Below are 24370 nucleotides of genomic sequence, written 5' to 3'. Positions count from 1 at the left end.
CCAGTATGGACGCAGTGGGCTTCCCATAAACTTACTATTGGAATTTCGATGATTGGAGGGGGAAGATGAAAAAACCTCTTTCACAAGAGTGAAAGAGGTTCTCAGGCATCTGCACCAATTACAATTTAGGATTTTTTCCATATTTGTTCTCAGCGGGTTGACTGTCTTGGCATAAGAATACAATCAGAATAATTGAGCCAACTAAAGGAATCAAAATGAGTAGAATCCACCATCCGGTTCTGCCTGTGTCGTGCAGTCTACGGGCTATAACGGCCAGAGACGGCAACAGGACAGCCAAAGAATAAAGGTACGTCAAGATCGGAGTTAAGCCCACAAGACCATCGATCAAACCGATTATAAAAGTGGCGATCGTACTGAACAGAACAAACATCCAGTATTCTGTACGTCGTGCTCTACCTTGGAATCCTACATAGTTTTTTAATCCATTTAAATACCATTGCATATATTTTCACCTCCCCAAAAAATTTAAAGGTTTACTTTAAGGTAATTCAAAATTGTCCTTTTAGGTATATCGGCAGGAAAGGTAGGATATGTAATACATTTATTTCATACTATTTGCCATTACTTGCACTCCCTGCCGACACGTAAGTTGGCGATACAAAGTTTTCGCTGTACACTGCTTGTAATTGAACTGTTCAGGGAGGAGATTGTCTGATGTCCAAAGCAGACCATATGCTATCCATCCTCTGGATGTTAAAGCAGCGTAGACGAACCGCAGGCGAATTAGCGGAAGCGCTGGAAATCAGCGTTCGTTCGGTATACCGTTATATAGATGCGTTGTGCGTCAGTGGGGTTCCGGTTATTGCCGATGCCGGACCTGGTGGCGGCTACTGTCTGCCTGATAACTTCGTCGAAGCACCGTTGTTCTTCGACGCCGAAGAGCAGAAGGCGCTTGTCCAAGCAGCCGCCTTCGTCCGTGGGACGGGATATCCGTATGTCCAAGCGCTTGAACGGGCGCTGGATAAGCTGAAGCGATACAGCAACGTCCAACAAATCGAACGGATGGAGAGCCATGAGCGCGGGATTGAAACGCTCCATACGTCTAATGGGGCAATGGCAGAAATTATGCAAGAGCTTGAATCAGGCATAGCGAACGGAGACACTCTGGACATGGAGTACCGCAAGGGGAATGAAGAAACGGTCTCCTCACGTTCCATTGATCCTTATGGGCTTGTACTTTGGAAGGGGCAGTGGTACAGCATCGCGTATTGCCACCAGCGGCAGGAGATCCGTAACTTCCGTGTCGATAGAATTATCGGACTCCGGTGTAGTGGCGCGAGCTTCATACGTCCTGCCGATTTCTCTGCGCGCGATTTTCTCCTGCAGAGCTTGCTTCCTGCCCGGGAAAGAGCAGAGGAGTTGGTTGCCGTGGTAATTGAGTCATCCGAGATGATATTAAATGATCTTTGCGGTCATTGGCTATTCGGGCATACCTTGGATCAGCGGGAGGAGGGATGGGCCCGGTTTCTGCTGGACGAAAACTCATTGCTCACTTATGTCCCATATTTCTTGTTGCCTTATGGGAAAACGCTGTATATTCGGGAGCCAGCGGCGTTGAAGCAGCGGCTGGTGGTGGTTGCCTCGGAAATGGCTCGCCATTACGAAAATTAATTTTGTCTCTTTGGGAACACTGACTGTAGCTGTCAGTGTCCTTTTTGTATAGTGTAAACGAGTCTTAAGTATAAGAAAGTACAAGCACATATTATTAAGGAGGAACAAAACATGAAAGAACTGAAATATGAGGTCTACATTGGGGGGACGCCCGAACAGGTATGGGCATGTCTGGTCTCTCCGGAGTACGTTCAGCAAATCTATTACGGAAGCATAATCCGTTCCAGCTTCAAGGAGGGGGAATTGCTGGAGTATGTTGGACCGGGCGCTGAGGGCGAAGAAACCGTTCATGTGTACGGGACGCTGCTGGAGTATGCTCCCTTGAAGGCCCTGCGTTTTACGCATAAGGTAGGCCCCTCTTACCTGAAAGGGCGAGAGAACTATGAATCCCGGATTTCCTGGCTGATAGAGCCAGTGGGCGGATGCACGAAGTTGTCTCTTATCCATGATGAGTGGCATCCTGACGATCCTTCCTATGGACCGAGTGACAATGCTTGGTGGCATGTTCTAAGTAATACAAAAACGTTAGTAGAGACTGGAAACACGCTTGATTTCGAAGGCAACAAATAACAAAGACAACACGGAAAACAGGAATTGAAGCAGTCAGTACCGTTTGAATTTGGCTGGAATAACAGCGTATGGATTTCAATTGCCGGATTCATAAATACAATAGATTTATATAACAAAGGCAGGATGCGCTGAAGCACATCCTGCCTTTGTCGCTTTAACAGTTAGTTGAAATTAACTCATGTGGAACCATTGAATCTACAGGTGGGATAAGAGGAAGAAGAGACTACGCAAATAGATGAATTAATATAATTAATAATTTTATTAAATAATTCATAAAAATATAAAATTAAGTATTGAATTTTCCATATTGATTGCATAATATAGAGGTACGGTTCACCGTCAGGTTTGAACCTGCCTTCTTAAGAGAAGGGATTTTATTTTTTGAACAAATTGAAAGCGCTTTAATTTAAGAGAAGGGATTTTATTTTTTGAACAAATTGAAAGCGCTTTAATATTTGCCGGGGGTGATGATGAGTATCTATTTCAAGAGGAAAATAAACGAATCAAAATACATTAGAGGCCTGACCGCTGATTAACCAGGTTTGTTCAAATCGAGAGGAGATTAGTTAATGAAACGATTATTTTTCCGCAAAGTAACGACTGTTTCTCTGGCAGGTGCTTTGCTGTTACCTGCCTCTTTTGCAGGCGCGGAGCAAACGCTCCATCCGGGTACAGATGAAGTTCAAAACCCGGGACAGATTACACTTCAAGATCAGAGTCTGGAGAACGTTACAATTCAGAGCAGAAAGGTGACAGCTTCTTTCAAGGAAACCTCCGTGCATGATCCTTCCATTCTGAAGGTGAACGATACCTTTTATATATTTGGCTCTCATTTGGCGGCTGCCAAGTCCAAGGATCTCATGAATTGGGATACGATTGCTACAGGAGTGGCGAACGGTAACGTATTGATCCCGAACGTCAAAGAGGAACTAAAAGAGGCTCTCGATTGGGCACAGACGGACACGCTGTGGGCAGCGGATGTCATTCAACTGGCGGACGGCAAGTTTTATATGTACTATAATGCCTGCAAAGGTGACTCTCCGCGCTCTGCGATGGGTGTAGCGGTGGCTGACAAAATCGAAGGACCCTACAAGAACAAAGGGATTTTCCTGAAATCCGGCATGTGGGGACAACCGAGTGAGGACGGAGCCGTCTATGATGCGACCAAGCATCCGAATGCCGTGGACCCGGATACTTTTTATGATAAGAGCGGCAAGCTGTGGATGGTATACGGGTCCTATTCAGGAGGCATCTTTATTCTGGAAATGGATGAGAAAACAGGGAAGCCGCTGCCCGGACAAGGATATGGGAAAAAGCTGACAGGCGGTAACCATGCCCGTATAGAAGGGCCGTACATACAATACAGTCCGCAAACAGACTATTATTACTTGTTCCTGTCTTATGGCGGCTTGTCGGCGGATGGCGGATACAACCTTCGTGTGGCTCGCTCCAAAACACCGGATGGTCCTTTTTACGATGCTGAGGGCAACGACATGATCAAGGTCAAGGCGAACCCTGACAAACCTCTTTTTGATGACGCCTCCATTGAGCCGTACGGTGTCAAGCTGATAGGGAATTACCTGATCCCAAGGGAAGTCGGTGATCCGGGCACAGGACTGGGTACAGGCTATGTTTCTCCCGGACATAACTCGGCTTATTACGATCCCAAGACCAAGAAGCATTTTCTGATCTTCCATTCCCGTTTTCCGGGACGGGGCGAGCAATTTGAGGTACGCGTGCATGAAATATTCATGAACGTTGACGGTTGGCCCGTAGTTGCTCCTTATCGTTATTCGGGAGATGAGGATTCTCTTAAAAAGTTGTCGGAAAAGGATGTCCTTGGTCAATACTCGTATGTAAATCACGGAAAAGAAATTTCGGCCAATATTAAGCAAGCTCTGACCGTCAGTTTGGATAGCGGCGGCAAACTGTCCGGCGGAGCGAAAGGTACATGGAAGCTTGGCACAGGTAACCAACTGGAGATTATAGCGGATGGTACAAAGTACAAAGGTGTTTTCCTGCGGCACCTTGATCCAGATACGGGCACCAAGACGCTTGCTTTCACTGCGCTATCCTCCAAGGGTGTTGCGGTATGGGGTACGCTAAAGCCTGAACTGAAGGCCAGCAAGATTGTGGCTGCTGTGCAGAAGGATCTGAGTCTGGGCGATTTGAGCAACGTTTTTTATAATCTGACGCTGCCTACTCAAGCTACACAAGATACCACCATTTCGTGGGAGTCCTCACGTCCTGAGAACATTTCCGTGACAGGTGAAGTGTATCGTCCAGAAGCGGGTTCCCAGCCTGCAACGGTCACATTGACTGCGACCATTAAAAAAGGCAAAGCAACGGCGAAGAAAAACTTCCAGGCCATTGTTCCCGAACAGGCTCAAGGTCCGCAGCTCGCGCACTATTCATGGAGCGAGGATCAAGGGACAACGGTCGTGGACAGCACATACAACAACTATGATGGCAAGGCATTTGGGGGAGCCACATGGGACAAGGAAGGCAAATCCGGTGGTGCTCTTACTTTAAACGGCAAGGATGGCTATGTGCAGCTACCGGGTACGGTAACAGATGCGGAGGACTTTACTTTTTCCGCTTGGGTAAACTGGAAGGGCGGCGCAGCCTGGCAGCGAATTTTTGACTTCGGAAACGGACAGAGCCGCCATATGTTTCTGACCCCATCCCAAGGAAGCGATGTGCTACAGTTTACGATCCATGAAGGTACAGATCAAAGCTTGCTTTCCAAAGCACCGCTGCCCTTGAACCAGTGGACGCATGTAGCGGTTACACTGGAGGGGAATACAGGGAAGCTGTATGTAAACGGTGAAGAGGTAGCTGTTAATGACAGCGTTACCTTTAACCCGAGAGAGCTGCTGACGAGCGAGGCTTATCTCGGCAAAAGCCGCTTTGCCGCCGATGCTAACTTTAATGGAAGTCTGGATGAGGTTCAATTGTATGACAAAGCGCTGACAACAGATGAAATTAAGGCATTGGCAGGTTTTTGATGCTGGTTAAAAGGTAACGCAACAGAGTGGATGCAGAAGACGGCATATTTTAGAAAAAGTTCGTCTTCTGCATAATGTTTTGTATATTTATTTTTCATTTGCTGGTATAATAAGAAGCAGTTGCGGATATACTGTTTTAAGTAGGCGTTGATGATTGATTTTCGCCTGATGAATACAGCTTGGACACATAAATAGAGGACAAGAGCACTCTGCATAATTTAAATTCACCAGTGCTTGCGTTTTCAATACACTTATGGTAATATGAGTATATTGAAATTGTGACCTGAGATTCGCATATTGTAGAGGGCTATTGTTTTAGGTTGAAATAACCTTGTACAATATGTGAATTTTTATTTGTAAAAAATAAAGGTCATATAAATACATTTTGGAGGTAATTCCATGCAAACAGGTACAGTAAAATGGTTTAACGCAGAAAAAGGTTTTGGTTTCATCGAGGTTGAAGGTGGAAGCGACGTATTCGTACACTTCTCCGCAATCCAAGGCGACGGCTTCAAATCTTTGGACGAAGGCCAACGCGTAGAATTCAACGTAGTTGAAGGAAACCGTGGACCACAAGCTGAGAACGTTGTAAAACTGTAATTTAAAATTACAGCCTACTTCAGATGCCCCGAACATAGCGTTTGGGGCATTTGTTTTTATCTGTTCACAAGGCCGTTTTTGAACTGATTACATCTTATCGCTTTATAAATCATGAAGAAAGAGGGATGTTTATGTACAATTCACGGAAAAAGCCAATGGATGAGATTCCTGAGGAAATTACAACTGTCTGGAATTGCGCCAGCGATACGTGCAACGGATGGATGCGGGATAACTTCGCTTTTTCTGTCGAGCCGACATGCCCCATTTGCGGTTCTGCCATGGTGAAGGGCGAGAAAAAGCTGGCCGTTTTGAATAATACGAGCTTTAATCATACCAAACAATCCTAATTGGATATATGTTTGTAGTGAAGGATGCCCCATAGCCGCTAACGGCGCTGAGGCGTCTTTTTTGTTTTTTTGGAGAACGCACCGCAAGGTGCTATTTTTTTGCACATATGAATGTCCTGGTTCTCCGATTATGGCATGGGGGAAGGTTGAGATAGTATGCTCAGTAAGGTGGAATTAAATTCGGGGAGCGCATCGTAAAATACAGCATGACCGCTTCGTTCAAAAGGAATAAGCCTTGACCCAGCAATTCCTTTTTGGGTTTCTACAGCCAGTGGGAAAGGGCAGACCTGATCAAGCTTCCCGTGTAAAATCCAGGTAGGTACACGGATATGCGGAAGATCCAGGCGTAAATCAGAATCACGCAGCGAATATAAAGTGAAGGCCATGCTATGGACAGAGGCTGCAAAGCCCTGATCACGTATCCAGTCGCGAAAGCTCTGGCTGACGGGGTTGGCAAACAATAGCTCGCCAAATGAAGTGACCAGTTGCGGTCGATCTGTATAGGCTTGCTTGATGAGCTTATCCACTTCCGTGACCGGAGTGCCTTGAGGAAAGCCGCTGGATGGAGTGAAACGGGGCGTAGCCGCTCCCAGCAGAATAAGCTGATCGACGCCAAATCCCCGGTGCCTGCTCATATAGCGTACAACAATAGCTCCCCCCATGGAAAAACCAATCAGTCGTACCTGTCTTAGCTGGAGCGCCTGAATGACAGCCAACAGATCGTCTGCTAGTCGATCATAGTTGTAGCCTTGCCATGGTCGGTCGGACCTGCCGAACCCCCTAAGATCCACCTGAATACAGCGATACCCGTAGGAAGGCAGCAGAGCTACCTGATATTCGTACATTCGATGATCCAGTGGCCAGCCATGCACCATTAGAACGGGGATGCCGGCTCCTGTATCTTCCACATACAGATTGACACCTCGTTCCACCTCGATATAATATCCCAATGCGTTCACCCCTTTGGAGTCACAAAAATTCGTTCTTTCTCACATATATGTAGTCAGGGCTTAGCTCATTCGAAAAAGGGATAGCAGCAGTCACGATTTAAACATATTGATTGTTAAAAAATGTATGTCATCCCGCATAGCGATAAGATATAATGATGGGATGAAATAGCAACGGGAGAGTGGAACCATGGCACCATCAACAACTTTAAAATGGATTACAGGCGGTTTAGAGCTATTTTTAGCTATTCCTGTTTTGGGCGGACTCATCGTCGTAAACTCCGTGTATACCGTGTTGTTCTTTATGATGATTTTCCATATCGTTACATTAGTGCTATCTGTGGTAAACAAGGAGGCCTATTATGGATCTATCTTGGGCATTGTGACCTCTGTTGTCGGATGGATTCCGTTCGTGGGATGGTTGATGCATTTGCTTTCAGGTATATTTTTGATGGTTACAGCAGCTCAACAAGACCGTAACTCCTATGATGATTATCGCTACTAAGTTACACCCGGCAATGAAATGATAAAAGATCCTGATAATACAGGGTCTTTTTTTTAACTCCCTAAATCTCCCCATGATGATGGTGTTGTAGTATTTACCGTCAGCAAGAAATTTATCGTTTTTTAATATTCCTTCGATTTCGAAGCCAAACCTTTTATAGAGTTCAATAGCTTTATCATTGGTTTCTAAAACATGTATTCCTTTAGAACGCATACTCCAAATTCTACTTTATGAGAGGTTCTGCTCAGAGAATGTCCTTCACATCTTGAAAATCCAACGATTTTATCATGAACTACAGCGACTAAAAAAGATTTCGGCTATTCCGGGTATCTGTTTCAATGAGCCGTTCAAAACCGGGTGTATCTATGAAGGCCTCGCCTTGTTCTCTGTCTAAATTTTCAGTCTCTCCATCAATCTGCACCCGGATTTCAGACAAACTCTTCGCATCTTTATCCATGGCAGATCTAATAATATAGCTTATTCCCTTCACATCAAATTCCTGTTGGTTGGTTTTCATTACATACTCCTTTGGTTTGAAATTGGATTTAGAAATGCTACCTCTTGACCAAGCTAGTCTACCACATATTGTCTTGGTAAAAGAAAAATAAGCCTGTCTCCTTCTACCGTAAAGCAGCAGGGGGACAGGCTTATCTACTCCTCTATCCGTACAGGGAAGCCGGATGGGGATTTATTTAACATGGGGTGGCTATGTTTGATTAACAAATGGTTCTATGAATGTGAATTATTGAGCTAAAGCTTTTTGGAAAACTGGAGCCTTGTTAGCTTCAGCTTTAACAGGAGCTTTGGCTGCATCTGCTTTAGCAGGAGCTTTAGCTGCATCTGTTTTACCTGCTTCTACTGGTGGCTTGGACGGCTTAACGCCGTTTACCAAATCCGTAACCATTTTCTTCAGGTTGGAGACACGTTGGTCATATTCAGTTGCTGTAATTTTGCTGTTTTGTTTTTCAGTGGCCAGTTTCGCTTTCAGATCCGAAACAAGCACATCAATAACAGAATCTACGCTTACGCCTTGTGCTTTAGCAATTGCTGCGAGTGTCTTGCCTGATTTTAACTGTGTATTCAACTCGCTGGAGGACAATTTCAATACTTTCAGAAGAGCCTTGTTCTCAGCAAAATTTCCCCCTACGATGGCAGGACCGTTAGCGTCGCCAGGGTTACCTTTAGGTGCCTGAGTTTTGTCTACAATTGGAGCCTTCTCAGGTGTAGTTGAAGCAGCATGGGCTGCGCCAGTGGAGTACAGTGCTCCACCTCCTAAAAATGCCAATGCCATCGTTCCTGCCAAAATCGCTTTCTTGGTGTTCTTCATCTTCATTTTCCACCTTTCGGTTATGGTTTGTTTGGTACGAGACTTATCATAAGATATGAACTTGAATGCTGTCTGAGCGCAAGCTGAGCATTTGCTGAATAGGTTTTGAACGGCATGACTAAAATTTCAACTGAAAATATACTTGTGTTATGTGTATTAAGTGATATAATACACTACATGCACGATAGATGCAGCGGATTAGGGGGAAACACCCATGGAAGAGCAACGGGTTGGCTCGCTTCGGTTTTTAATTGATTTTAGCCAGCCATTATATGAACAGATATTAAATCAGGTACGAAGCTCCATTGCCAAAGGGGAGATTGAAATGGGAAGCAAAATGCCGTCCGTTCGTGATCTGGCACAGGAATTGCGTATGAATCCGAATACAGTGATGCGGGCTTATCAGGAGCTGGAGCGGGACGGACTGACCGAGAAGCGGCGCGGCTTGGGAACCTATGTTACGTCGTCCAGTGAGCGGGTAGACAATTTTCGGGAACAACTGGCCCTGACGTATATAGATCAGTTCCTGGGACAGATGAGCAGTCTGGGGCTGTCATGGAAGGATGTACAGCGGTATATAGCAAGCAAACAGAACGGGAATGATGAGGAAGGAGGCGAAGGGGCATGACAGAATCTATTGTGGTTGCGAACCATATCACGAAGCAATATGGCAGTAAAAAGGCGCTGGATCAATTGGATGTCGTCATTCCTGCGGGCCGCATTGTAGGGGTGCTTGGGCCCAATGGCTGCGGTAAGTCCAGCTTTTTTCGGGCGATCACCGGATTGATTCAGCCAGACGGAGGCAGTCTTGAGGTGCTGGGGCAAAAGCCCGGCTGGGAAACCAACCGTGGCATATCCTACCTGCCTGACCGGGCTCGCTGGTACCCCAATCATACGGTGCAGCAGACACTGGAGTGGGGACAGTCCTTTTTGCCCGGCTTTAATATGAAGGATGCGCATAAGCTGGCTGATCATATGGACGTGGAGCTGGAGTTGAAAATGGCCGGGTTGAGCCGCGGGCAGGAGGCACGTGTGCTGCTGATTCTGTGTCTGGCGCGTGAGGTTCCGCTTATGATTCTGGATGAACCGTTTGCCGGCATTGATGTCCTTTCCAGAGAAGCAATCGTGGCTGGTATTATTGATTATTTGGAGGATCGGCAGCAATCCATACTTATGAGTACGCATGATATTCAGGAAGTGGAAGGCTTATTTGATTACACGGTGATGATGGACCACGGGCGGGTGATATGGTCCGGTGATTCGGATGATCTACGTGGAGAGCATGGATCACTGAATCAGGTGTTCCGCAATTTGTACAAAAGGGAGTGGAAGGCGTGAATTCAACAGGGCTGTTCAAAGATTTGATACGCCATGAATTTCGAAATAAAGGAAGCTGGAGAAAGCAGAGCCGCAATCGACTGCCCAGATCGTGGAGACTTGTATATTTCTCACTATTTCTAATTGTGGCGTTCGTTATTTCCTTGTATTTCGCGCTTCACAACCAACTCGAATTGACAAGGCTGTGGTATGTCACCCTGGGCTTGCCGTACATGATCATTTTCATGGGTGTGGGAAGTCTGAGAAGAGAATGGGAGAATGACACCTACGGATGGTGGCTGACCCTGCCCTATCCGCGCATGTGGCTGATAAGCGCCAAATGGATTGCTACTATTTTACAAACTATTGTCGTGATATTGCTCCTGTTTGTGGTGGGTTCCCTGTACGCGCTGTTCATCTCGTCGACCATACAGCCTTACACGTTTGCGGATGCAGCGTCCTTTATCATAGCCGGATTGAACTGGTTTGTGATGATTATCGCTTTTACCCCGTTTGTTATTGCGCTTGGTCTGCTTACAGTTAGTACAAAATTCAGCACATGGAGACCGATTAGCCCGATTCTCTGGATTGTGTTGATGGGTGGCGGGAGTGTCTTTTATTGGTCAGGTGATCAGGGGCTTTATGAGCAGTTTGACCATGTTCAGACAGGGCAATGGTTTCCTTTTACTTGGCATTTCCCGGTTGCGGTGTTGATCAGTTGGGTTGCTGCATATGCAATAATCCGGCTGAACGCTTATTTGCTGGAGAAAAAACTGTCGATTTAGCATCGTCTCAAAAGATATATATAGGAAAGGAGTTTCACCATGACGACGATATTCATCTATGCATTGTTGGCTGTTTTGGTGGGGCTGATGATCTGGTTGAGAACCAAAAGACGAGGGGGACCGGTAAAAGGAAACGGAGTCCGTCTTTTGCTCCCGTTGTTTATCACATTCCCACTCATGATGATGTCTGTGTACCAATTGATGCATATTCCCGGTCAAACGCATGCGCTTCCCGCCTTTTGGGAGCTATTGGCTGCCGGGCTGTTAGGTGCGGTGTTTGGTTACGTCATTCTGATGCATACGGCATATGAGAGACGGGACGACGGCCATATTTATCCCAAGCCGAACAAATATTTTAAATACATTATTATTGCCATTATCTTGATTCGCATTATTTTGACCCAGTATCTCAGCAGCTTGGGTACGTCCGAGATTAGTGTATTGGCGATTACGATGGCGCTCGTCTATATCTCCATCTGGCGAATTGGGAGCTTCATTAAGTTTCGGAGAACGTTATCGGTCTAAAGGGTATATGTCGTGTAAAGAAGCGGGTTTTCTGTTCAAAAGCGTTCATTCGCTTGGTGATAGAACCGGCTTCTTTATGGCTTCATCATAAATTCATCTGTTAGCCCATAAACATACATTGTTATTAACCTCTGTATCCTTTATTCTAAGGTTGTAGCTTGCTGTTTTACCGGCTGCAAATATAAAAAATTTGAAAGGAGGGGGCATTGAGGTTTCAAAAGAATCCATCGGGGTTTAAAGGATAGGGTAGGATGTTGTAAATTCTTTTTTTTCGTGGTAAGTTGTAACTCGAATAGTTACATATAAGGAAATCGTTTTCTATAATATTTTACAAGATGAGAGGGGTTTACATTCATGAAAAAACATACGGTTACCGCTGCACTCGCTGGCTTGCTCGTGCTGTCTTCTGCTGTGCCTGCTTTAGCTGCCGAGGTAAAACCCGCTACAGGTATCCAGGTTTGGGTAGATGGCAAGAAAGAAGCTTACAAGATCGCTCCTATCGTGAGAAATAAGCAGGTCTTAATTCCTTTGAGACAATTGGCCTCCAGTTTGGGGATTCCGCTGGATTCCAAGCATATTACGTTCAATACGGCCCGTCAAAGCACGACCATTCGTTATGATCAGGCGACGGTTGTCCTGGTATCAGGAAGTCCGGAAGCGCAAATCAATGGAATTAAGGTGCCACTGTCCACTTCGACGATTTTAACCAAACAAGGGGTGACCTATGTTCCGGTGGATGTCGTTAAGGAGGCATGGGGCAAGCAAGTGACTTGGGACCCGACCAGCCAAACGGTGCAAATCGGGGTGAGCAATAAGGATAAGGTCGTTGAAATCCTGAAAAGCTTTGAAACCGGAGATACAAAAGCGGCTGAGACTTGGATCAGCAAAGATCAGTACATTCAGCACAATCTGAGCTTTGCCAGCGGGAGAGGCGCTTTGCTGCAAGGGATTAGCCAAATGAAAGGAGCCAATGTACAGGTTGAAATCCATCGAGTCATTCAGGATGGCAACTTTGTAGCGGTTCATTATAAAGAGTCCATTGCAGGGAAATCAAGCATTGTCTTTGATATTTTCCGCTTCGATAGCAATGGTAAAATCGTTGAGCATTGGGACAACATTCAAGACTCGGCTCCAGCCAATCCAAGCGGACGTACGATGATTGACGGAGCAACACAAATCACAGATCGCAACCAAACCGAGAAGAACAAAGAGTTGATCCGCAAGTTTGTGGATGATATCCTGGTGGGTAAGAACCGCGCCGCACTGGAAAGCTACTTTAACGGTGATCATTACATTCAGCATAATTCCTTTTTTGGCGACGGTGTTTCCGTTATTAAGCAATTATTCCCCGCAGCAAATGGAAACCAGGGAAATTCCTCTGGATACGATAAGGTGCATATGGTCATTGGAGAAGGGAACTTCGTACTGGCTGTGAGCGAAACCAAATCACCTGAGGGGAACACGACTGCTGTCTATGATATGTGGCGTGTAGAGAACGGCAAAGTGGCAGAGCATTGGGATGTACTCCAGAACGTTCCGCCTCAAGCAGAGTGGAAAAATACGAACGGCAAGTTTTAAAAACGACATTCACGGTATGACTGATACTTAAGGTGATTCCTCAACTACCCTTTCCCTGCTAAAATGATGGAAACATGATGAGTGGGGATGGGATGATGGGGAATTTTAAACAGAGGGTAGGCTGTCTGCATGCGCATCACTCGAACATTGCCTATGTGGAACGGGCTTTTGCCCTTTATGAGGTGGAACTGGAGCATTTTGTGGACCCTGCACTCATGTACAGAGTTTCATCTGATCCAGACTTCTCGGCGGCGGATGCCAGTCGGAAGGTAGAAGAGCAACTGGAATGGATGGCTCAAAGTGGCGTAGATGTAATTTTGATTACGTGCACAAATTATATAGTCTTCGCGGAAAAGGTTCAATTGACAATGCCCACACCTGTGATAACGCTGGATGAGCCCTTTTTCCATGAGATATGCGATGATCCGTTGCCACAAACCTTGGTATTTACGAATCAGGCTACGGTAGAGGGGACGATGAAACGTCTTTATCATATAGCGGCCCGGTTAGGTAAGCCAGATATCTCTTCGTTGGTAGAGGTCAAGGTGGTGGAGCACGCTTTTGAACTGATTATGCAAGGTCGCAAAGACGAATATATGGAAGTGCTGGTCCGTGCATTGCATGAACTGAGAGAGGCTGATCCAGACAGAACGCTGGCTGTGGCGCAGTTATCTATGGTTGATGCTGCATTGCAGGTGGAACTGGAGACGGGTCAGGCGATTGGCAATCCCTTACGGTCGTTGATGAATTTGCTTGAGGATTGGTTAGGTTGAAAAATAAGCATGACTAAAAGAACTTCCAACCCGTGTTCCGGGCAGTGGAAGTTCTTTTTTTGCAGGATAGCGTGTAAATGGGGCTTCTGCGGCGTTCATCAGGCATTCTGTTGATGTGGATTGCTAAATGCTACGCATGCGGATTCCCTTTGGACGAGTGTAACGTACAGCCGTTCATGCTCCACGTCTTCCCCGGCAATGATTTTAAGAACTTGTCCGGCAGCTACTGCGCCCCATTTACGTTTGGAGTAATCAATGGTTGTCAGACGGGGCTGAATATATTGTGCCAGCTCGATATTATCAAAGCCGACGATATGAATGTCCTTGCCGATGGTAAGCTCCGACTGAGCCATTCGATTGTAAAAGCCTACTGCCATCTCATCATTGAGACAGAATACTGCGACGGGTCCCGAATCCGGGCTGACATGTTGCTGCAAAATGATCTCGGCCGCCTGTTCGCCGCCCGATTTCTCAAAATCGCCGCCAATCTCGATCAATTCAGCGGTGCCGCTGCGCTCAATCGTCTGCTTGACCGCCTGCATACGCTGCCATGAATCATAAGAGCCGTCTGGTCCGGTGACAACATACAGCTTGCGGTGTCCCATTTCCAGCAGATGCTCCACCGCGAGAGCGGCACCAGCTTTGTTATCCAGCAGTACCTGGTTAATGTTAGGATGGTTTAACTCGCGGTCAAGTACGACAATTTTATGCCCACGCTCGGCGTAGTTTAGCAGTTCCTGACTATCGAACGTCTGATCCAGTATGATGGCTCCATCGATCATGCGCTCCGGCAGCATTCGGTGAGATTGCTTGCCGCTGCATACGATAAGGTCATAGTCTTTTCGGTTCAAAATCTCCTTGATGCCATACAGCAAATCTCCATAAACGTCTCCACGGAAATCGGTCAGGAAGACGCCAATAATTTTGGTTTCCCTTTTTTTAAGATTACGTGCGGCGGCATTCGGCACATAGTTAAGCTCTTTGGCAATGGCTAAAATACGTGCGCAGGTCTCTTCCGTTACCTTATCACTGCCGTTCAAAGCGTATGAAACGGTAGATATGGAAACGCCCGCCTGTTTGGCGATATCTTTAATGCTGACCACATCGTTTCCTCCTTCTTGACGGGCAAGCAGCAAAGGGCGATCCCGCAAGATCGCCATCGCTTTGTTGCCTATGCCTGATTTATAAAATAATCTCCAGACGGTGTACACCGTCATGTTCCGCTAGCGCCTGCTCGAAATTCTTGCGCTTGATGCGCAGGGCACCTGAACGGTAGCGATTGTCATCGGCTGGCTCGCTTTCCAGCGGTGTTCCGTTCAGTACCGCGCGGCCTTGCTCACTGCTGCTATGCTCTTGTGGCATGCGATAGATGAAGGTAACGGGTTTCCCGGCAAAGGAAAATTCAAATTCCAGTCCGTCAAGATCATCCGGAAGTACAGGGTCCAGGATCAGGTCTTCGCCCGACTGACGGATACCAAGGACATTTGAAATGAGCTGATTCATATAAATCCCTGGACCGCTGGAATAGATTCTCCAGCCGCCTTTGACAGGAACGGCTCCTTCACGCAGTTCACCAAACCGCTCTTGTGCTTCGTAGCGGGTATTAAATTTGCCGTCCGAGCTGCTGAAATACGCGTTGCTCTGACGCCATTCGGCGTTTGGTACGGACGCTCGAATGCCAACTGGGTTGATGAGCTTCAGGCTGTGCCAGGCGTCATCTTTGCGACCGAGCTTGGCCATGGCTTCCGCGAAGCGGATATGGGCATGCACATATTGCAGCCCGACCTCGCGTCCGAAGTTGGCCGCTTGCTCTGCGCGCTTGAAGTGCGAGCTCACGCCACCATCGTACTGTGCGGGGCGGTTCATCAGACGCACGCCATCCGGGCACAGGAATTGCTCGCGGATGAGCTGCTCATGAGCCAATGCTTGTTCCGGCGTGAGCAGCTGGCTGATCATGCTGCGTGTCATCGGCAGCAAGCGGTAGTGAATCCCCGTCTCCGTATCGGACGGATGGAGCATCAGCTTGGGCTGACCAGGCTCTTCCATATACACGAAGCCTGGGATAATACCGCTCTCCAGCATGTAGCGGTTGAAGTCCTTGCGGATGCCTTCGGCCATCTGTTGCAGCTCCTGTGCGATCTCGGCGGCTTCGCTTATGACGCCTGCCGGGGCTTGCTCCAGTGCAGTAGCAAAGTTGCGAACCACCTGATAGGTGAGTGCAACGGTCCAACTGCTCGCCATGTATTGCTTCAGTTGAGCGTTGGCTGGCTGGAGCGTGTCATCCCAATCGCCGTCGCCGTAGGCGGATAAATGTGTGTCATGAAGGAAATTCGCTCGAATATATTCGATTTCCTTCATCGCGTGTTCCATGAGGGTCGCGGTTTGTTTTGTATAATCAAAAGTATGTCGGTTGGTGTAGGGTACATTTTCTTCCAGAATACTGTAATCCCGGGTAGCGGTCAAATAATCTCCCAGTACCTTGAGCGGCCAGACGATAATATCACCGTGGCTCTCTTCTTGTTGAACGCGAGTATAGTTGTCGAACATAAACCATTGCGGCCAGTTTCCGCTATCCTCGTACTGATGGCTGAACACGGTCAGCAGAATGGAACGGACTTCGTCAAACTTTTGTACGGCTGAAAAATATTCCACCGGGCCCTGACATACATCGCGTGTTCCCCAAGCTGCACCACCGTATTGCTCCAGACCATGAGGCACAGAATAGTGGACGAGCATATTGTGGGTATACCACCAGGCTACCGCATTCACACGGAACAGCTCGCTGGTTTCATGTCCGCTATGCGTCAGATGGAAGCCGTTCATTAGTCCGGCAAAATATTGCCGATAGCGCTCGCGCCCAGCCTCAAAAGAGGCATTGCGTTCCGCGTGTGCTTGGCCCTTCCCGGCCGAATGTCCATGCAGCCAGCCTTGCACGGTGCAGGTCCATTCGCTGCTGTCACCCAGCTCCAGCACGACCAGAGATGCATCAGGGGAGGCTGTACCCTGTAGCAGTGCGTGAGCGTCGCTCACTTGCTGTAACGGAGCGCCTTGTACCTGCATCCGGTACAACAGGTCCGGATAGGCTTCGGCGCTCAGGGAGGATGGGTCTGCGCGGAAGAGCAGGGCCTCGCCATCCCGTTCCATATGGAACGGAAGCTCATATTCGTTCACATGCATGGACATTTGCTGAGTCACGAGGAACGGATAGGCTTTGCCGCTTGCCGAGCGCACGTGAAGCTGTACTTCAGGCGTATCGGCGTTAGTATGGTTCGTAATGATGAGCGTATCGTCAGCGGTTTTGTAATACCAGCGCACATAGTTAAAGCCGATCTCGAACAGGGAAGGCATCGTGAGCAGACGGTATTTCCCATCGATTCCGACATAGATACGCTGGCCGGATGTTTTTGGAATATTGAGCGCATTACGCGCGTTTGTGATCATTTTATTGAAATTCGTGTTGCCAATTACAAGCTGGGAGTTGAACACTCCGTACATATAGGAGGTGGTTGTAATGGTTTCTTCCTTACCTCCAGCGTAATGCCCGCCCATTAAAATATGTCCGTGGGGACGCTCTACACGAAGCTCTTTGGATTTGAGTACGACATGTTCATAGCTGTCCGTGAAAAAGGAAAGCAACGTGTCGCCGTCATGTTCTTCTTCCTGTCGTTTCGGGAAGAGCTGATCCAGCTCGGCTGCGGTCATATCCAGCGTGCGCAGCGGCTCCCCGATGTTCTGGGCTGGAGCTACACGCCCAGCCTGGAGACGGCTTGTGACGTGCACCGGGATGGCGGTGTCGGAAGCAGTCTCCAGAATAGTCGATACTTCTTCGCGTGCTTTCGTCACCAGTTCCTGGTACTCCAGCTTTGTAACGGCAGTCGGATGATTGGGTTGGAACAGGCCGTAAAAGGTAAAGCGTGCTTCCCCGGCGAGCTTTACCCGCTCGGATTGCAGCGCCGTATAGGCGAATTCGTACTGGTACACTTCATTGGCGAGCGAATCACGGCGCAGTGCTTCCGGCTCGTTTGTTTCTTTGTACGAAAGCCCAAAGAATTGAAATCCGTCCGTCGAATAACCGACGGTGCGGGTCAGCGAGCCTTGCTGGATGTAAGGGAATACCTGACTTTGCGGCTGGTTTTGACGGGAACAAACCGTATAGCCTCTTTGTTCGTCATGGTAGACGGTATGGTCGATATATTGAGACAGATAAGCTTCATTACTGCGTACAGCCGCTGTATCCGCAATGCCGATATCCTGACCGTACACGATATCAGCTTCCACGTCATCGCCCTGTAAAGTTACATCCCAAAACCATACCCCGAGACGGCTTAGCGTGAATGTCACCTGATAGCCGACACCTGACGTAATGCCTTCCCAAATAATCTGTTGATCCGTTTGTTGTACAACTCCGGGTGAACGGACTCCAAGCAGGGGAGTGATGCTGACGCCGGACGGACGGTACAGTCGCAAGTACAGGTTATTCAGGGAACCGTCGACGGAATTGGTCAGCAGTTGATTGATCATGGTTGAGCCGTGGGCAATTTTGTATACATCACCGCTGCTCAAGAAGGTGAATGACAGGTCTCCTGCCCGCAGCAAAATATTTTGATCCAGACTTGTATTCATCAAAGGTTACGCCTCACTTTCCTGTTTCTTTCACTAAACGAAAACGTCCTTCGGTAGTATCTCGGCTGTTAGGTCCTGTAAAGACGGCGAATTCACCGCTGTCACTATCAAAGCTCAGGTCTGCATGGTGATAGCGCAGTTGAGTCTCGATCAATGCAAATTCCACTTCCCGGCTTTCGCCCGGGGCAAGAAGAACCTTGCGGAAATCTTTCAGCTCTTTCATCGGGCGAACCGTATCTCCGCTGATATCACGGATATAGAATTGAACCGTTTCCTCGACAGGACGTGTTCCTGTGTTCGTTACCCGTACCTTCACGGTCAGTGCTTGACCGGGATTGAGGGTGTCGCTGGAAAGCTGTACGCTATCATAGGCTACTTTTGTATAACTCAAGCCATAGCCAAACGGGAATAAAGGTTCATTCGGTACGTCTAGGTATTGGGAGACGTAGCGTTCTTTTGTATTCGGGTCCAGCTGCGGACGACCTGTATTAAAATGATTGTAGTACACAGGCACCTGCCCCACCGATTGCGGAAAGGACATCGTCAGACGGCCCGTTGGTTCGGCATCGCCGTACAGCAGATCGGCAATCGCCGCGCCGCCTTCACCGCCGGGGAACCAGGCTTCCAGTACGGCATCGGCCTCTTCAATGACACCGTGCAAATCCAGTGGACGACCATTGAACAGCACGGCTACCATAGGCTTGTTCAGCGTCTTTAGGCGTTTTACCAGCTCCAGTTGGGCTTGTGGCAGGCGAATATCCGAGCGGCTGCCCGCTTCACCACTCATATCCGAACGCTCGCCGAGCGCCAGTACGATGACCTCTGCCTGGCTGGCAGCTTGCAGCGCTTCTGCATATTGTTCTTCGGATATTTCATCTATAGAGCATCCAGTCGCTACCGAGAGCAGCGAGGAGGATATTTTCGATTTGAACCCATCAATGACTTGAACAGCTTCTTCTTGCGAACCGCTCCACGACCAGGAGCCAAGAATATCACCGCTCTCTGCAAAAGGCCCGATCAGCGCGATATGCTGACCGCGATTCAATGGAAGAACGGAATCGTTTTTGAGCAGCACGCATGATTTGATCGCCAATTCCTTGGCAACTGCCCGGTGAGCTTCGCAGAACACGACTTCACGTTCCCGCTCAGGGTCTGCGCCACGTAGCGGATTGTCGAACAAGCCCAGCTTTTGCTTAAGCTTCAATACGCGCATGACCGCTTCATCAACGAGCGCTTCATCTAACTGTCCGCTACGAATCAGTTCAGGCAGATGCCCGTTATAGCAGGAGGTCATCATTTCAATATCTACGCCTGCCAGCAATGCTTTCTGTGCTGCCTCGCGCTCATCCTCGGCAATGCCGTGGGGAATAAGCTCCTTGATGGCGGCCCAATCCGAGATGAGCACACCGTCAAAGCCCCACTCGTCGCGAAGCAAATCGCGCATCAGGCGTTTGTTGCCCGTCGCAGCTACACCCTCTACGGTGTTGAAGGAAGTCATCACCATCTCGCAGCCTTCATCTAACGCAGCTTTGTAGGAAGGGAGATAATACTCGCGCAACTGCCATGCAGACAGATCGACGGTATTGTAATCCCGTCCGCCTTCGCCTGCGCCATATGCAGCAAAATGCTTCACGCACGCCGCCACCCGGTCCGTATCGTTTGTCAGGTCTTTGCCTTGAAAACCGCGTACGAAAGCACGGGCAAATACACTATTGAGGTAAGGGTCTTCCCCTGTAGATTCCATTACACGGCCCCAACGTGGGTCACGCACCAGGTCCACCATCGGGGCAAAGGTAACATGAACACCGGACACGGAAGCTTCTCTGGCAGCAATGGTAGCGCTCTCTTCTGCGAGCTGCACATTCCATGAACAGCCAATAGCCAGCGGTATGGGAAAAATCGTTTTGAAGCCGTGTACAATGTCTGCCATAATGAGAAGCGGAATGCCCAAACGATTTTTGCCCAAATGTGCCTGCTGAACACGAATAGCTTCCTCGGCTCCTGCGATGCCTAGCACCGATCCGACGTTACGGACCGTTTCTTCTGTGATCCCTAGAGATGCCATCGGTCCCGTAATTTGGCCGTCTGTTTCCGCATCTTCAAAAAAGGCTCCCACAAGTTGGAGCAATTGATCGACTTTTTCTTCAAGCGTCATATTTTGCAGGTAGGAATTCAGTTGTTGTTCCATCATAATCCTCCGTAAGCTGCTCTGGTAGCAGCTTTCTTTTTCAGATCCATGAGATTTTGTGTTAAGAATGATTCAAAGAAGCGACGAACAGGCTAATACTTTACATAGAAGCTTAATATCCTGTTGTATTATTAGTCGAAACGTTTCTATTGTTGAACTCAGTTGGATTATATACGCTTTCAAATAGAGAGTCAAATCGAAATGGAGGGTTATTTTACCTGAAAAACAACGATTTATAGATGAAATGAAAGAAAATGAGGCATGATTCTGGACGAATAAAAAATAATATCCCTATTGAATACGGTTTCAATTTGTTTTATAATGACTATCGAAACGTTTCTATTGATGAGTATGGTCCTTATTCTTTCCACATATTTTCTATAACGACAGGCTTTAATTGGCTTTAAACATTGTATGCTTTAATGTGTGTAATTGGATCCGCTATCATATTTGCATGATCGGTAAGCCGGTCATCTCGGGAGGAATTTCTATGATGAAAAGAACGTTAGGGATCATTTTGGCAAGCACCTTATTACTGGGGGGCGCGTTGGCAGGCTGTTCATCCAAGGATGAATCATCCGGTAAGGATGCGAATGGAAAAACGACGATTACACTATGGGGCATGGGGGCGGAAGGAAAGCTGCTGCCTGAGATTGCAAAGGATTTTGAAAAGGAAAATCCTGATATTCATGTAGATGTGCAGGCACTGCCTTGGGATAACGCTCACGATAAGCTACTGACAGCAGTTGCTTCCAAATCCGGTCCGGATGTGGTTCAGTTGGGTACATCATGGGTTCCGGAACTTGCGTCTGCGGGTGCATTGACAGACATCACCCCTTATATCAGCAAATATCCTGAGCTGGAATCGAAGAATTTCTTCCCGGGTGCTGTGGATACGGCAAAATTTGAGGGAAAACCTGTAGGCGTTCCCTGGTATACCGAAACGAAAATTTTATTCTACCGTTCAGATCTATTGAAGCAAGTTGGATATAAGGAAGCACCAAAAACGTGGGAAGAACTTTCTGACGCTGCTCAAAAGCTGGCAGCGCGTGGCAAAGGCAAGTATGGTATTGCCATTAATGCGAAAGAGCAGTCTCTGGGCTTTATGTTCGCTCTTCAGAACGGCTCCAAGCTGGTCGATGAGCAGGGCAATCCGCTGTTCAACCAGCCACCGTTTGTAGAAGCTGTGAAGTATTTGAACACCTTTTTCCAAAACGGCTCCAATGCCCTCGATCTTGGGATAGATTCCGTTCAGGGATTGCAAGGTGATGGTATCGTTCCTATGTTTATCAGCGGTCCTTTCATGATTAGAGAAATCAAGAGCAAAGCACCTGAGCTGGATGGAAAATGGAATGTAGCCGAGCTTCCTGGCAAATTAAACAACCTGTCTGTTTTAGGCGGATCGAATCTTTCGATTATGCAGTTTAGCAAGCATCCAGAGGAATCGGCCAAGTTCTTGGCTTTCATGAGTAAACCGGAAACGCAACTGAAATGGATGGAGCTGTCCAGTACCCTGCCTGCCGCTACCAAGTCATGGGAAGATGCAAGACTGAAGAATGATCCGATGCTGCAAACGATTCGTAAGCAGCTCGATCATTCCGCAGCATTACCGCAACTGGCAGCATGGGAAGAGGTTTCTCAGCAATTCATCAAGAGCTTCGAACGCATTTACCGTGGTCAAGCCGACGCACAGAAGGAAATGGATGACTTTAACCAGCAAGCTGCAAGTATTATGAAAAAATAATGATCCGTATCCGTCATTGTCAAAGGGAGTGAAGGCATGAAAGGAAGCTCGCAGAAGCTTGCGCCATACTTGTTTATCGGTCCCTCCATCATTCTGCTGACGCTATTTTCGTTGTTGCCGATTTTACTGGCACTCGTGATCAGCTTCACAGATATGGATCTGTCAGGACTAGTCAATTATGATAATATTCGCTTTATAGGACTGGAAAATTACAAGAATGTGCTAATAGACCCTTCTTTTCTGAAATCCATTGGGAATACTCTATTTTTCGTCATCATCGGGGTTCCTTTAGTGCTATTGTTTTCACTCAGCATTGCGATCCTGATTAACATGGGTAAATCACGTGCTTTCAAAGTTTTCCGCGTGGTGTTCTATCTGCCGTCCGTAACGAACGTGGTGGCAGTAGCGGTGGTCTGGAGTTATTTGTATAATCCGACCCTCGGGCTTTTCAACTATGTACTGGGCATGATGAATCTGGATCCTGTTCCATGGCTGACCGATCCTACGATGGCGAAAATTTCGCTTATTTTATTGGCTGTTTGGCGGGGAATAGGCTTAAATATGATTATTTTCATTGCTGCCATTAAAGGGATTCCGGGTTCTTACTATGAGGCGGCTCAGCTTGACGGGGCCAACACATGGCAACAAATTCGCTATATTACCCTTCCGCAGCTCCGCTACGCTATTTTCTTCGTGTCCATTACAACGATGATCGGCTGGCTGCAATTTTTCGAGGAACCGTTCGTCATGACCAAAGGGAAACCGCTTGACGGCACACTATCAGCATCCCTGTTTATATACAATAACGGTTTCCAATTTAGTAAATTCGGTTATGCCGCGGCGGGATCGTTCATTCTGTTCTTTGCGATCATCGCGGTGACGCTGATTCAGTTCCGTTTGCAAAATAAAGCGGAGTCCTGATAGAGAGAGGTGATGAACGTGAAAACAGCTGTTCAGCAAGCCCGCGCCAATTCGCGCAGTGGAGAAAAAACATTTCAATGGTTCGTGGCGATTCTCCTGACCGTGGGAGGTCTGTTGATGGTGCTGCCTTTTGCGTGGATGATTTTATCCTCCTTTAAGACGGAGAGCGAGGTAACCCAAATTCCTCCAACCATCTGGCCGCAGCATTTCACATTGGACAATTTTAAAACACTATTTGATAGCATGGCTTTTGGCACCTATCTGACTAATACACTAATGATTGTATTAGCTTCATTTTTCGGATTATTCCTTAACGCCATGGCAGGCTATGGCTTTGCCAAATTCAAATTTAAAGGTAAAGGTTTTCTGTTCTATTTGGTGCTGGCCACAATGATGGTTCCGGGGCAAGTAACGATGATTCCTGTGTATTTGATTTTGAACCAGATGGGATTAACCAACACCATGATGGGGATTGTACTTCCTGGCTTGGTAGGTGCCTTCGCCATCTTCCTGTTTCGACAGTTCATGTCCGATATTCCGGAAGAACTGCTGGAGGCAACGCGCCTTGATGGTGCAGGGGAGTTTCGTACTTTCCTGCAAATCGTACTGCCTATCTCAACACCGATTTTGGCAGTACAGGCCATTTTGACCTTTATCGGCGGTTGGAACAGCTTCTTGTGGCCGCTCATTATTGCGAATGATGAGAAGCTGTATACGTTGTCCGTGGGACTGTCGTTGCTCAAAGGCCAAAATGAGAGCCAGTTCGCGCTCCAGATGGCAGGCTCAACCTTCATGGTCGTACCGATCATGATCATATTCATTGTTTTCCAGAAGTATATTATCGAGAATTATACGATATCGGGTATTAAGTAGTAGTTGTAGCGGCGGATTGATAAAAAAGTAAAAAAACGGAGGACTTTCTGGTTTTAAGCCAAGAAGTCCTCCGTTTTTTTGTGTTATAGAAAAAGAGAAAATAATCC

General features: G+C 47.5%; 21 protein-coding genes and 1 pseudogene. 15 read left to right on the top strand and 7 right to left on the bottom strand.

Going from position 1 to position 24370, the window contains the following annotated elements:
- Window positions 1-118 precede the first annotated feature (118 nt).
- The gene (locus ACQ4MX_RS13350) at window positions 119-463 is read right to left on the bottom strand and encodes a DUF805 domain-containing protein (RefSeq protein ID WP_431091070.1); all 345 of its coding nucleotides are present in this window, start codon (window positions 461-463) and stop codon (window positions 119-121) included.
- Between the two features lie 212 nt (window positions 464-675).
- On the opposite strand from ACQ4MX_RS13350, the gene ACQ4MX_RS13345 reads away from it, so the two are divergent.
- The 5 genes from ACQ4MX_RS13345 (at window position 676) to ACQ4MX_RS13325 (ending at window position 6157) form a co-directional block, all read left to right on the top strand.
- On the top strand, window positions 676-1632 hold the full coding sequence (locus ACQ4MX_RS13345; RefSeq protein WP_431091068.1) for a helix-turn-helix transcriptional regulator: 957 nt from the start codon (window positions 676-678) through the stop codon (window positions 1630-1632).
- 111 nt (window positions 1633-1743) lie between these two features.
- The gene (locus ACQ4MX_RS13340; protein ID WP_431091066.1) at window positions 1744-2202 is read left to right on the top strand and encodes an SRPBCC domain-containing protein; all 459 of its coding nucleotides are present in this window, start codon (window positions 1744-1746) and stop codon (window positions 2200-2202) included.
- Between the two features lie 569 nt (window positions 2203-2771).
- A complete protein-coding gene (locus ACQ4MX_RS13335) occupies window positions 2772-5210 on the top strand; it encodes a LamG-like jellyroll fold domain-containing protein (protein WP_431091064.1) in 2439 nt (812 codons plus the stop codon).
- Window positions 5211-5609: 399 nt separating this feature from the next.
- A complete protein-coding gene (cspD, locus tag ACQ4MX_RS13330; RefSeq protein WP_013308356.1) occupies window positions 5610-5810 on the top strand; it encodes a cold-shock protein CspD in 201 nt (66 codons plus the stop codon).
- A gap of 131 nt (window positions 5811-5941) precedes the next feature.
- A complete protein-coding gene (locus ACQ4MX_RS13325; RefSeq protein ID WP_013308357.1) occupies window positions 5942-6157 on the top strand; it encodes a cold-shock protein in 216 nt (71 codons plus the stop codon).
- 128 nt (window positions 6158-6285) lie between these two features.
- On the opposite strand, the gene ACQ4MX_RS13320 is transcribed toward ACQ4MX_RS13325, so the two are convergent.
- Window positions 6286-7107, bottom strand: coding sequence for an alpha/beta fold hydrolase (locus tag ACQ4MX_RS13320; protein WP_431091061.1), 822 nt, complete (start codon window positions 7105-7107; stop codon window positions 6286-6288).
- A gap of 187 nt (window positions 7108-7294) precedes the next feature.
- Here ACQ4MX_RS13320 and ACQ4MX_RS13315 point away from each other — a divergent pair, with 187 nt between their 5' ends.
- Window positions 7295-7609: a hypothetical protein gene (locus tag ACQ4MX_RS13315; RefSeq protein WP_431091059.1), complete on the top strand. Its 315-nt coding sequence runs from the start codon at window positions 7295-7297 to the stop codon at window positions 7607-7609.
- On the opposite strand, the pseudogene ACQ4MX_RS13310 reads toward ACQ4MX_RS13315, so the two are convergent.
- A pseudogene (locus tag ACQ4MX_RS13310) lies at window positions 7541-8126 on the bottom strand (GNAT family N-acetyltransferase). The gene ACQ4MX_RS13315 and the pseudogene ACQ4MX_RS13310 sit on opposite strands and share 69 nt — an antisense overlap.
- A gap of 225 nt (window positions 8127-8351) precedes the next feature.
- Window positions 8352-8936: a hypothetical protein gene (locus ACQ4MX_RS13305; protein ID WP_431091057.1), complete on the bottom strand. Its 585-nt coding sequence runs from the start codon at window positions 8934-8936 to the stop codon at window positions 8352-8354.
- A 214-nt stretch (window positions 8937-9150) separates the two neighbouring features.
- On the opposite strand from ACQ4MX_RS13305, the gene ACQ4MX_RS13300 reads away from it, so the two are divergent.
- The 6 genes from ACQ4MX_RS13300 to ACQ4MX_RS13275 all read left to right on the top strand — a co-directional run bounded on the left by ACQ4MX_RS13300 (window position 9151) and on the right by ACQ4MX_RS13275 (window position 13914).
- Window positions 9151-9564 carry a GntR family transcriptional regulator gene (locus ACQ4MX_RS13300; RefSeq protein WP_431091056.1) on the top strand — a complete coding sequence of 138 codons (414 nt, stop codon included), beginning with the start codon at window positions 9151-9153 and terminating at the stop codon, window positions 9562-9564.
- On the top strand, window positions 9561-10274 hold the full coding sequence (locus tag ACQ4MX_RS13295) for an ABC transporter ATP-binding protein (RefSeq protein ID WP_431091054.1): 714 nt from the start codon (window positions 9561-9563) through the stop codon (window positions 10272-10274). The genes ACQ4MX_RS13300 and ACQ4MX_RS13295 overlap by 4 nt, the downstream gene beginning before the upstream one ends.
- Window positions 10271-11038 (top strand): ABC-2 transporter permease, encoded by a 768-nt coding sequence (locus ACQ4MX_RS13290; protein ID WP_431091053.1) that lies wholly within the window; start codon window positions 10271-10273, stop codon window positions 11036-11038. The genes ACQ4MX_RS13295 and ACQ4MX_RS13290 overlap by 4 nt, the downstream gene beginning before the upstream one ends.
- 39 nt (window positions 11039-11077) lie before the next feature.
- Complete coding sequence (locus ACQ4MX_RS13285; RefSeq protein WP_431091052.1) at window positions 11078-11563, top strand: cytochrome c biogenesis protein CcdC; 486 nt, start codon at window positions 11078-11080, stop codon at window positions 11561-11563.
- Window positions 11564-11917: 354 nt separating this feature from the next.
- Entirely contained in the window at window positions 11918-13141 is a 1224-nt protein-coding gene (locus ACQ4MX_RS13280; protein ID WP_431091051.1) for a stalk domain-containing protein, read from the top strand.
- A 95-nt stretch (window positions 13142-13236) separates the two neighbouring features.
- Entirely contained in the window at window positions 13237-13914 is a 678-nt protein-coding gene (locus tag ACQ4MX_RS13275; protein WP_431091326.1) for a hypothetical protein, read from the top strand.
- 98 nt (window positions 13915-14012) lie between these two features.
- Here ACQ4MX_RS13275 and ACQ4MX_RS13270 read toward each other — a convergent pair whose 3' ends face one another.
- The 3 genes from ACQ4MX_RS13270 to ACQ4MX_RS13260 all read right to left on the bottom strand — a co-directional run bounded on the left by ACQ4MX_RS13270 (window position 14013) and on the right by ACQ4MX_RS13260 (window position 20725).
- Entirely contained in the window at window positions 14013-15017 is a 1005-nt protein-coding gene (locus ACQ4MX_RS13270) for a LacI family DNA-binding transcriptional regulator (protein ID WP_431091325.1), read from the bottom strand.
- 79 nt (window positions 15018-15096) lie between these two features.
- A complete protein-coding gene (locus tag ACQ4MX_RS13265) occupies window positions 15097-18537 on the bottom strand; it encodes a GH36-type glycosyl hydrolase domain-containing protein (protein WP_431091324.1) in 3441 nt (1146 codons plus the stop codon).
- A gap of 13 nt (window positions 18538-18550) precedes the next feature.
- Window positions 18551-20725: a glycoside hydrolase family 3 N-terminal domain-containing protein gene (locus ACQ4MX_RS13260; protein ID WP_431091323.1), complete on the bottom strand. Its 2175-nt coding sequence runs from the start codon at window positions 20723-20725 to the stop codon at window positions 18551-18553.
- A 490-nt stretch (window positions 20726-21215) separates the two neighbouring features.
- Here ACQ4MX_RS13260 and ACQ4MX_RS13255 point away from each other — a divergent pair, with 490 nt between their 5' ends.
- The 3 genes from ACQ4MX_RS13255 to ACQ4MX_RS13245 are packed head-to-tail and all read left to right on the top strand — an operon-like array spanning window position 21216 to window position 24263.
- Window positions 21216-22469: an extracellular solute-binding protein gene (locus ACQ4MX_RS13255; RefSeq protein WP_431091050.1), complete on the top strand. Its 1254-nt coding sequence runs from the start codon at window positions 21216-21218 to the stop codon at window positions 22467-22469.
- Between the two features lie 36 nt (window positions 22470-22505).
- On the top strand, window positions 22506-23390 hold the full coding sequence (locus tag ACQ4MX_RS13250; RefSeq protein ID WP_137061145.1) for a carbohydrate ABC transporter permease: 885 nt from the start codon (window positions 22506-22508) through the stop codon (window positions 23388-23390).
- 12 nt (window positions 23391-23402) lie between these two features.
- Window positions 23403-24263: a carbohydrate ABC transporter permease gene (locus ACQ4MX_RS13245; protein ID WP_431091049.1), complete on the top strand. Its 861-nt coding sequence runs from the start codon at window positions 23403-23405 to the stop codon at window positions 24261-24263.
- The last annotated feature ends 107 nt before the right edge of the window (window positions 24264-24370 follow it).

Source organism: Paenibacillus sp. 8b26, from assembly GCF_050626875.1.
GTDB lineage: Bacteria > Bacillota > Bacilli > Paenibacillales > Paenibacillaceae > Paenibacillus.
Note: the sequence above shows the minus strand (reverse complement) of the source record. Positions and strands in the feature narration are given on the sequence as shown.

Coding starts and splice junctions, on each gene's coding strand:
- ACQ4MX_RS13315 (WP_431091059.1), top strand. CDS start 7,295: ATGGCACCATCAACAACTTTAAAATGGATTACAGGCGGTTTAGAGCTA.
- ACQ4MX_RS13335 (WP_431091064.1), top strand. CDS start 2,772: ATGAAACGATTATTTTTCCGCAAAGTAACGACTGTTTCTCTGGCAGGT.
- ACQ4MX_RS13295 (WP_431091054.1), top strand. CDS start 9,561: ATGACAGAATCTATTGTGGTTGCGAACCATATCACGAAGCAATATGGC.
- ACQ4MX_RS13275 (WP_431091326.1), top strand. CDS start 13,237: ATGGGGAATTTTAAACAGAGGGTAGGCTGTCTGCATGCGCATCACTCG.
- ACQ4MX_RS13345 (WP_431091068.1), top strand. CDS start 676: ATGTCCAAAGCAGACCATATGCTATCCATCCTCTGGATGTTAAAGCAG.
- ACQ4MX_RS13305 (WP_431091057.1), bottom strand. CDS start 8,936: ATGAAGAACACCAAGAAAGCGATTTTGGCAGGAACGATGGCATTGGCA.
- ACQ4MX_RS13255 (WP_431091050.1), top strand. CDS start 21,216: ATGATGAAAAGAACGTTAGGGATCATTTTGGCAAGCACCTTATTACTG.
- ACQ4MX_RS13325 (WP_013308357.1), top strand. CDS start 5,942: ATGTACAATTCACGGAAAAAGCCAATGGATGAGATTCCTGAGGAAATT.
- ACQ4MX_RS13265 (WP_431091324.1), bottom strand. CDS start 18,537: ATGAATACAAGTCTGGATCAAAATATTTTGCTGCGGGCAGGAGACCTG.
- ACQ4MX_RS13340 (WP_431091066.1), top strand. CDS start 1,744: ATGAAAGAACTGAAATATGAGGTCTACATTGGGGGGACGCCCGAACAG.
- ACQ4MX_RS13350 (WP_431091070.1), bottom strand. CDS start 463: ATGCAATGGTATTTAAATGGATTAAAAAACTATGTAGGATTCCAAGGT.
- ACQ4MX_RS13245 (WP_431091049.1), top strand. CDS start 23,403: ATGAACGTGAAAACAGCTGTTCAGCAAGCCCGCGCCAATTCGCGCAGT.
- ACQ4MX_RS13250 (WP_137061145.1), top strand. CDS start 22,506: ATGAAAGGAAGCTCGCAGAAGCTTGCGCCATACTTGTTTATCGGTCCC.
- ACQ4MX_RS13260 (WP_431091323.1), bottom strand. CDS start 20,725: ATGGAACAACAACTGAATTCCTACCTGCAAAATATGACGCTTGAAGAA.
- ACQ4MX_RS13280 (WP_431091051.1), top strand. CDS start 11,918: ATGAAAAAACATACGGTTACCGCTGCACTCGCTGGCTTGCTCGTGCTG.
- ACQ4MX_RS13285 (WP_431091052.1), top strand. CDS start 11,078: ATGACGACGATATTCATCTATGCATTGTTGGCTGTTTTGGTGGGGCTG.
- ACQ4MX_RS13300 (WP_431091056.1), top strand. CDS start 9,151: ATGGAAGAGCAACGGGTTGGCTCGCTTCGGTTTTTAATTGATTTTAGC.
- cspD (WP_013308356.1), top strand. CDS start 5,610: ATGCAAACAGGTACAGTAAAATGGTTTAACGCAGAAAAAGGTTTTGGT.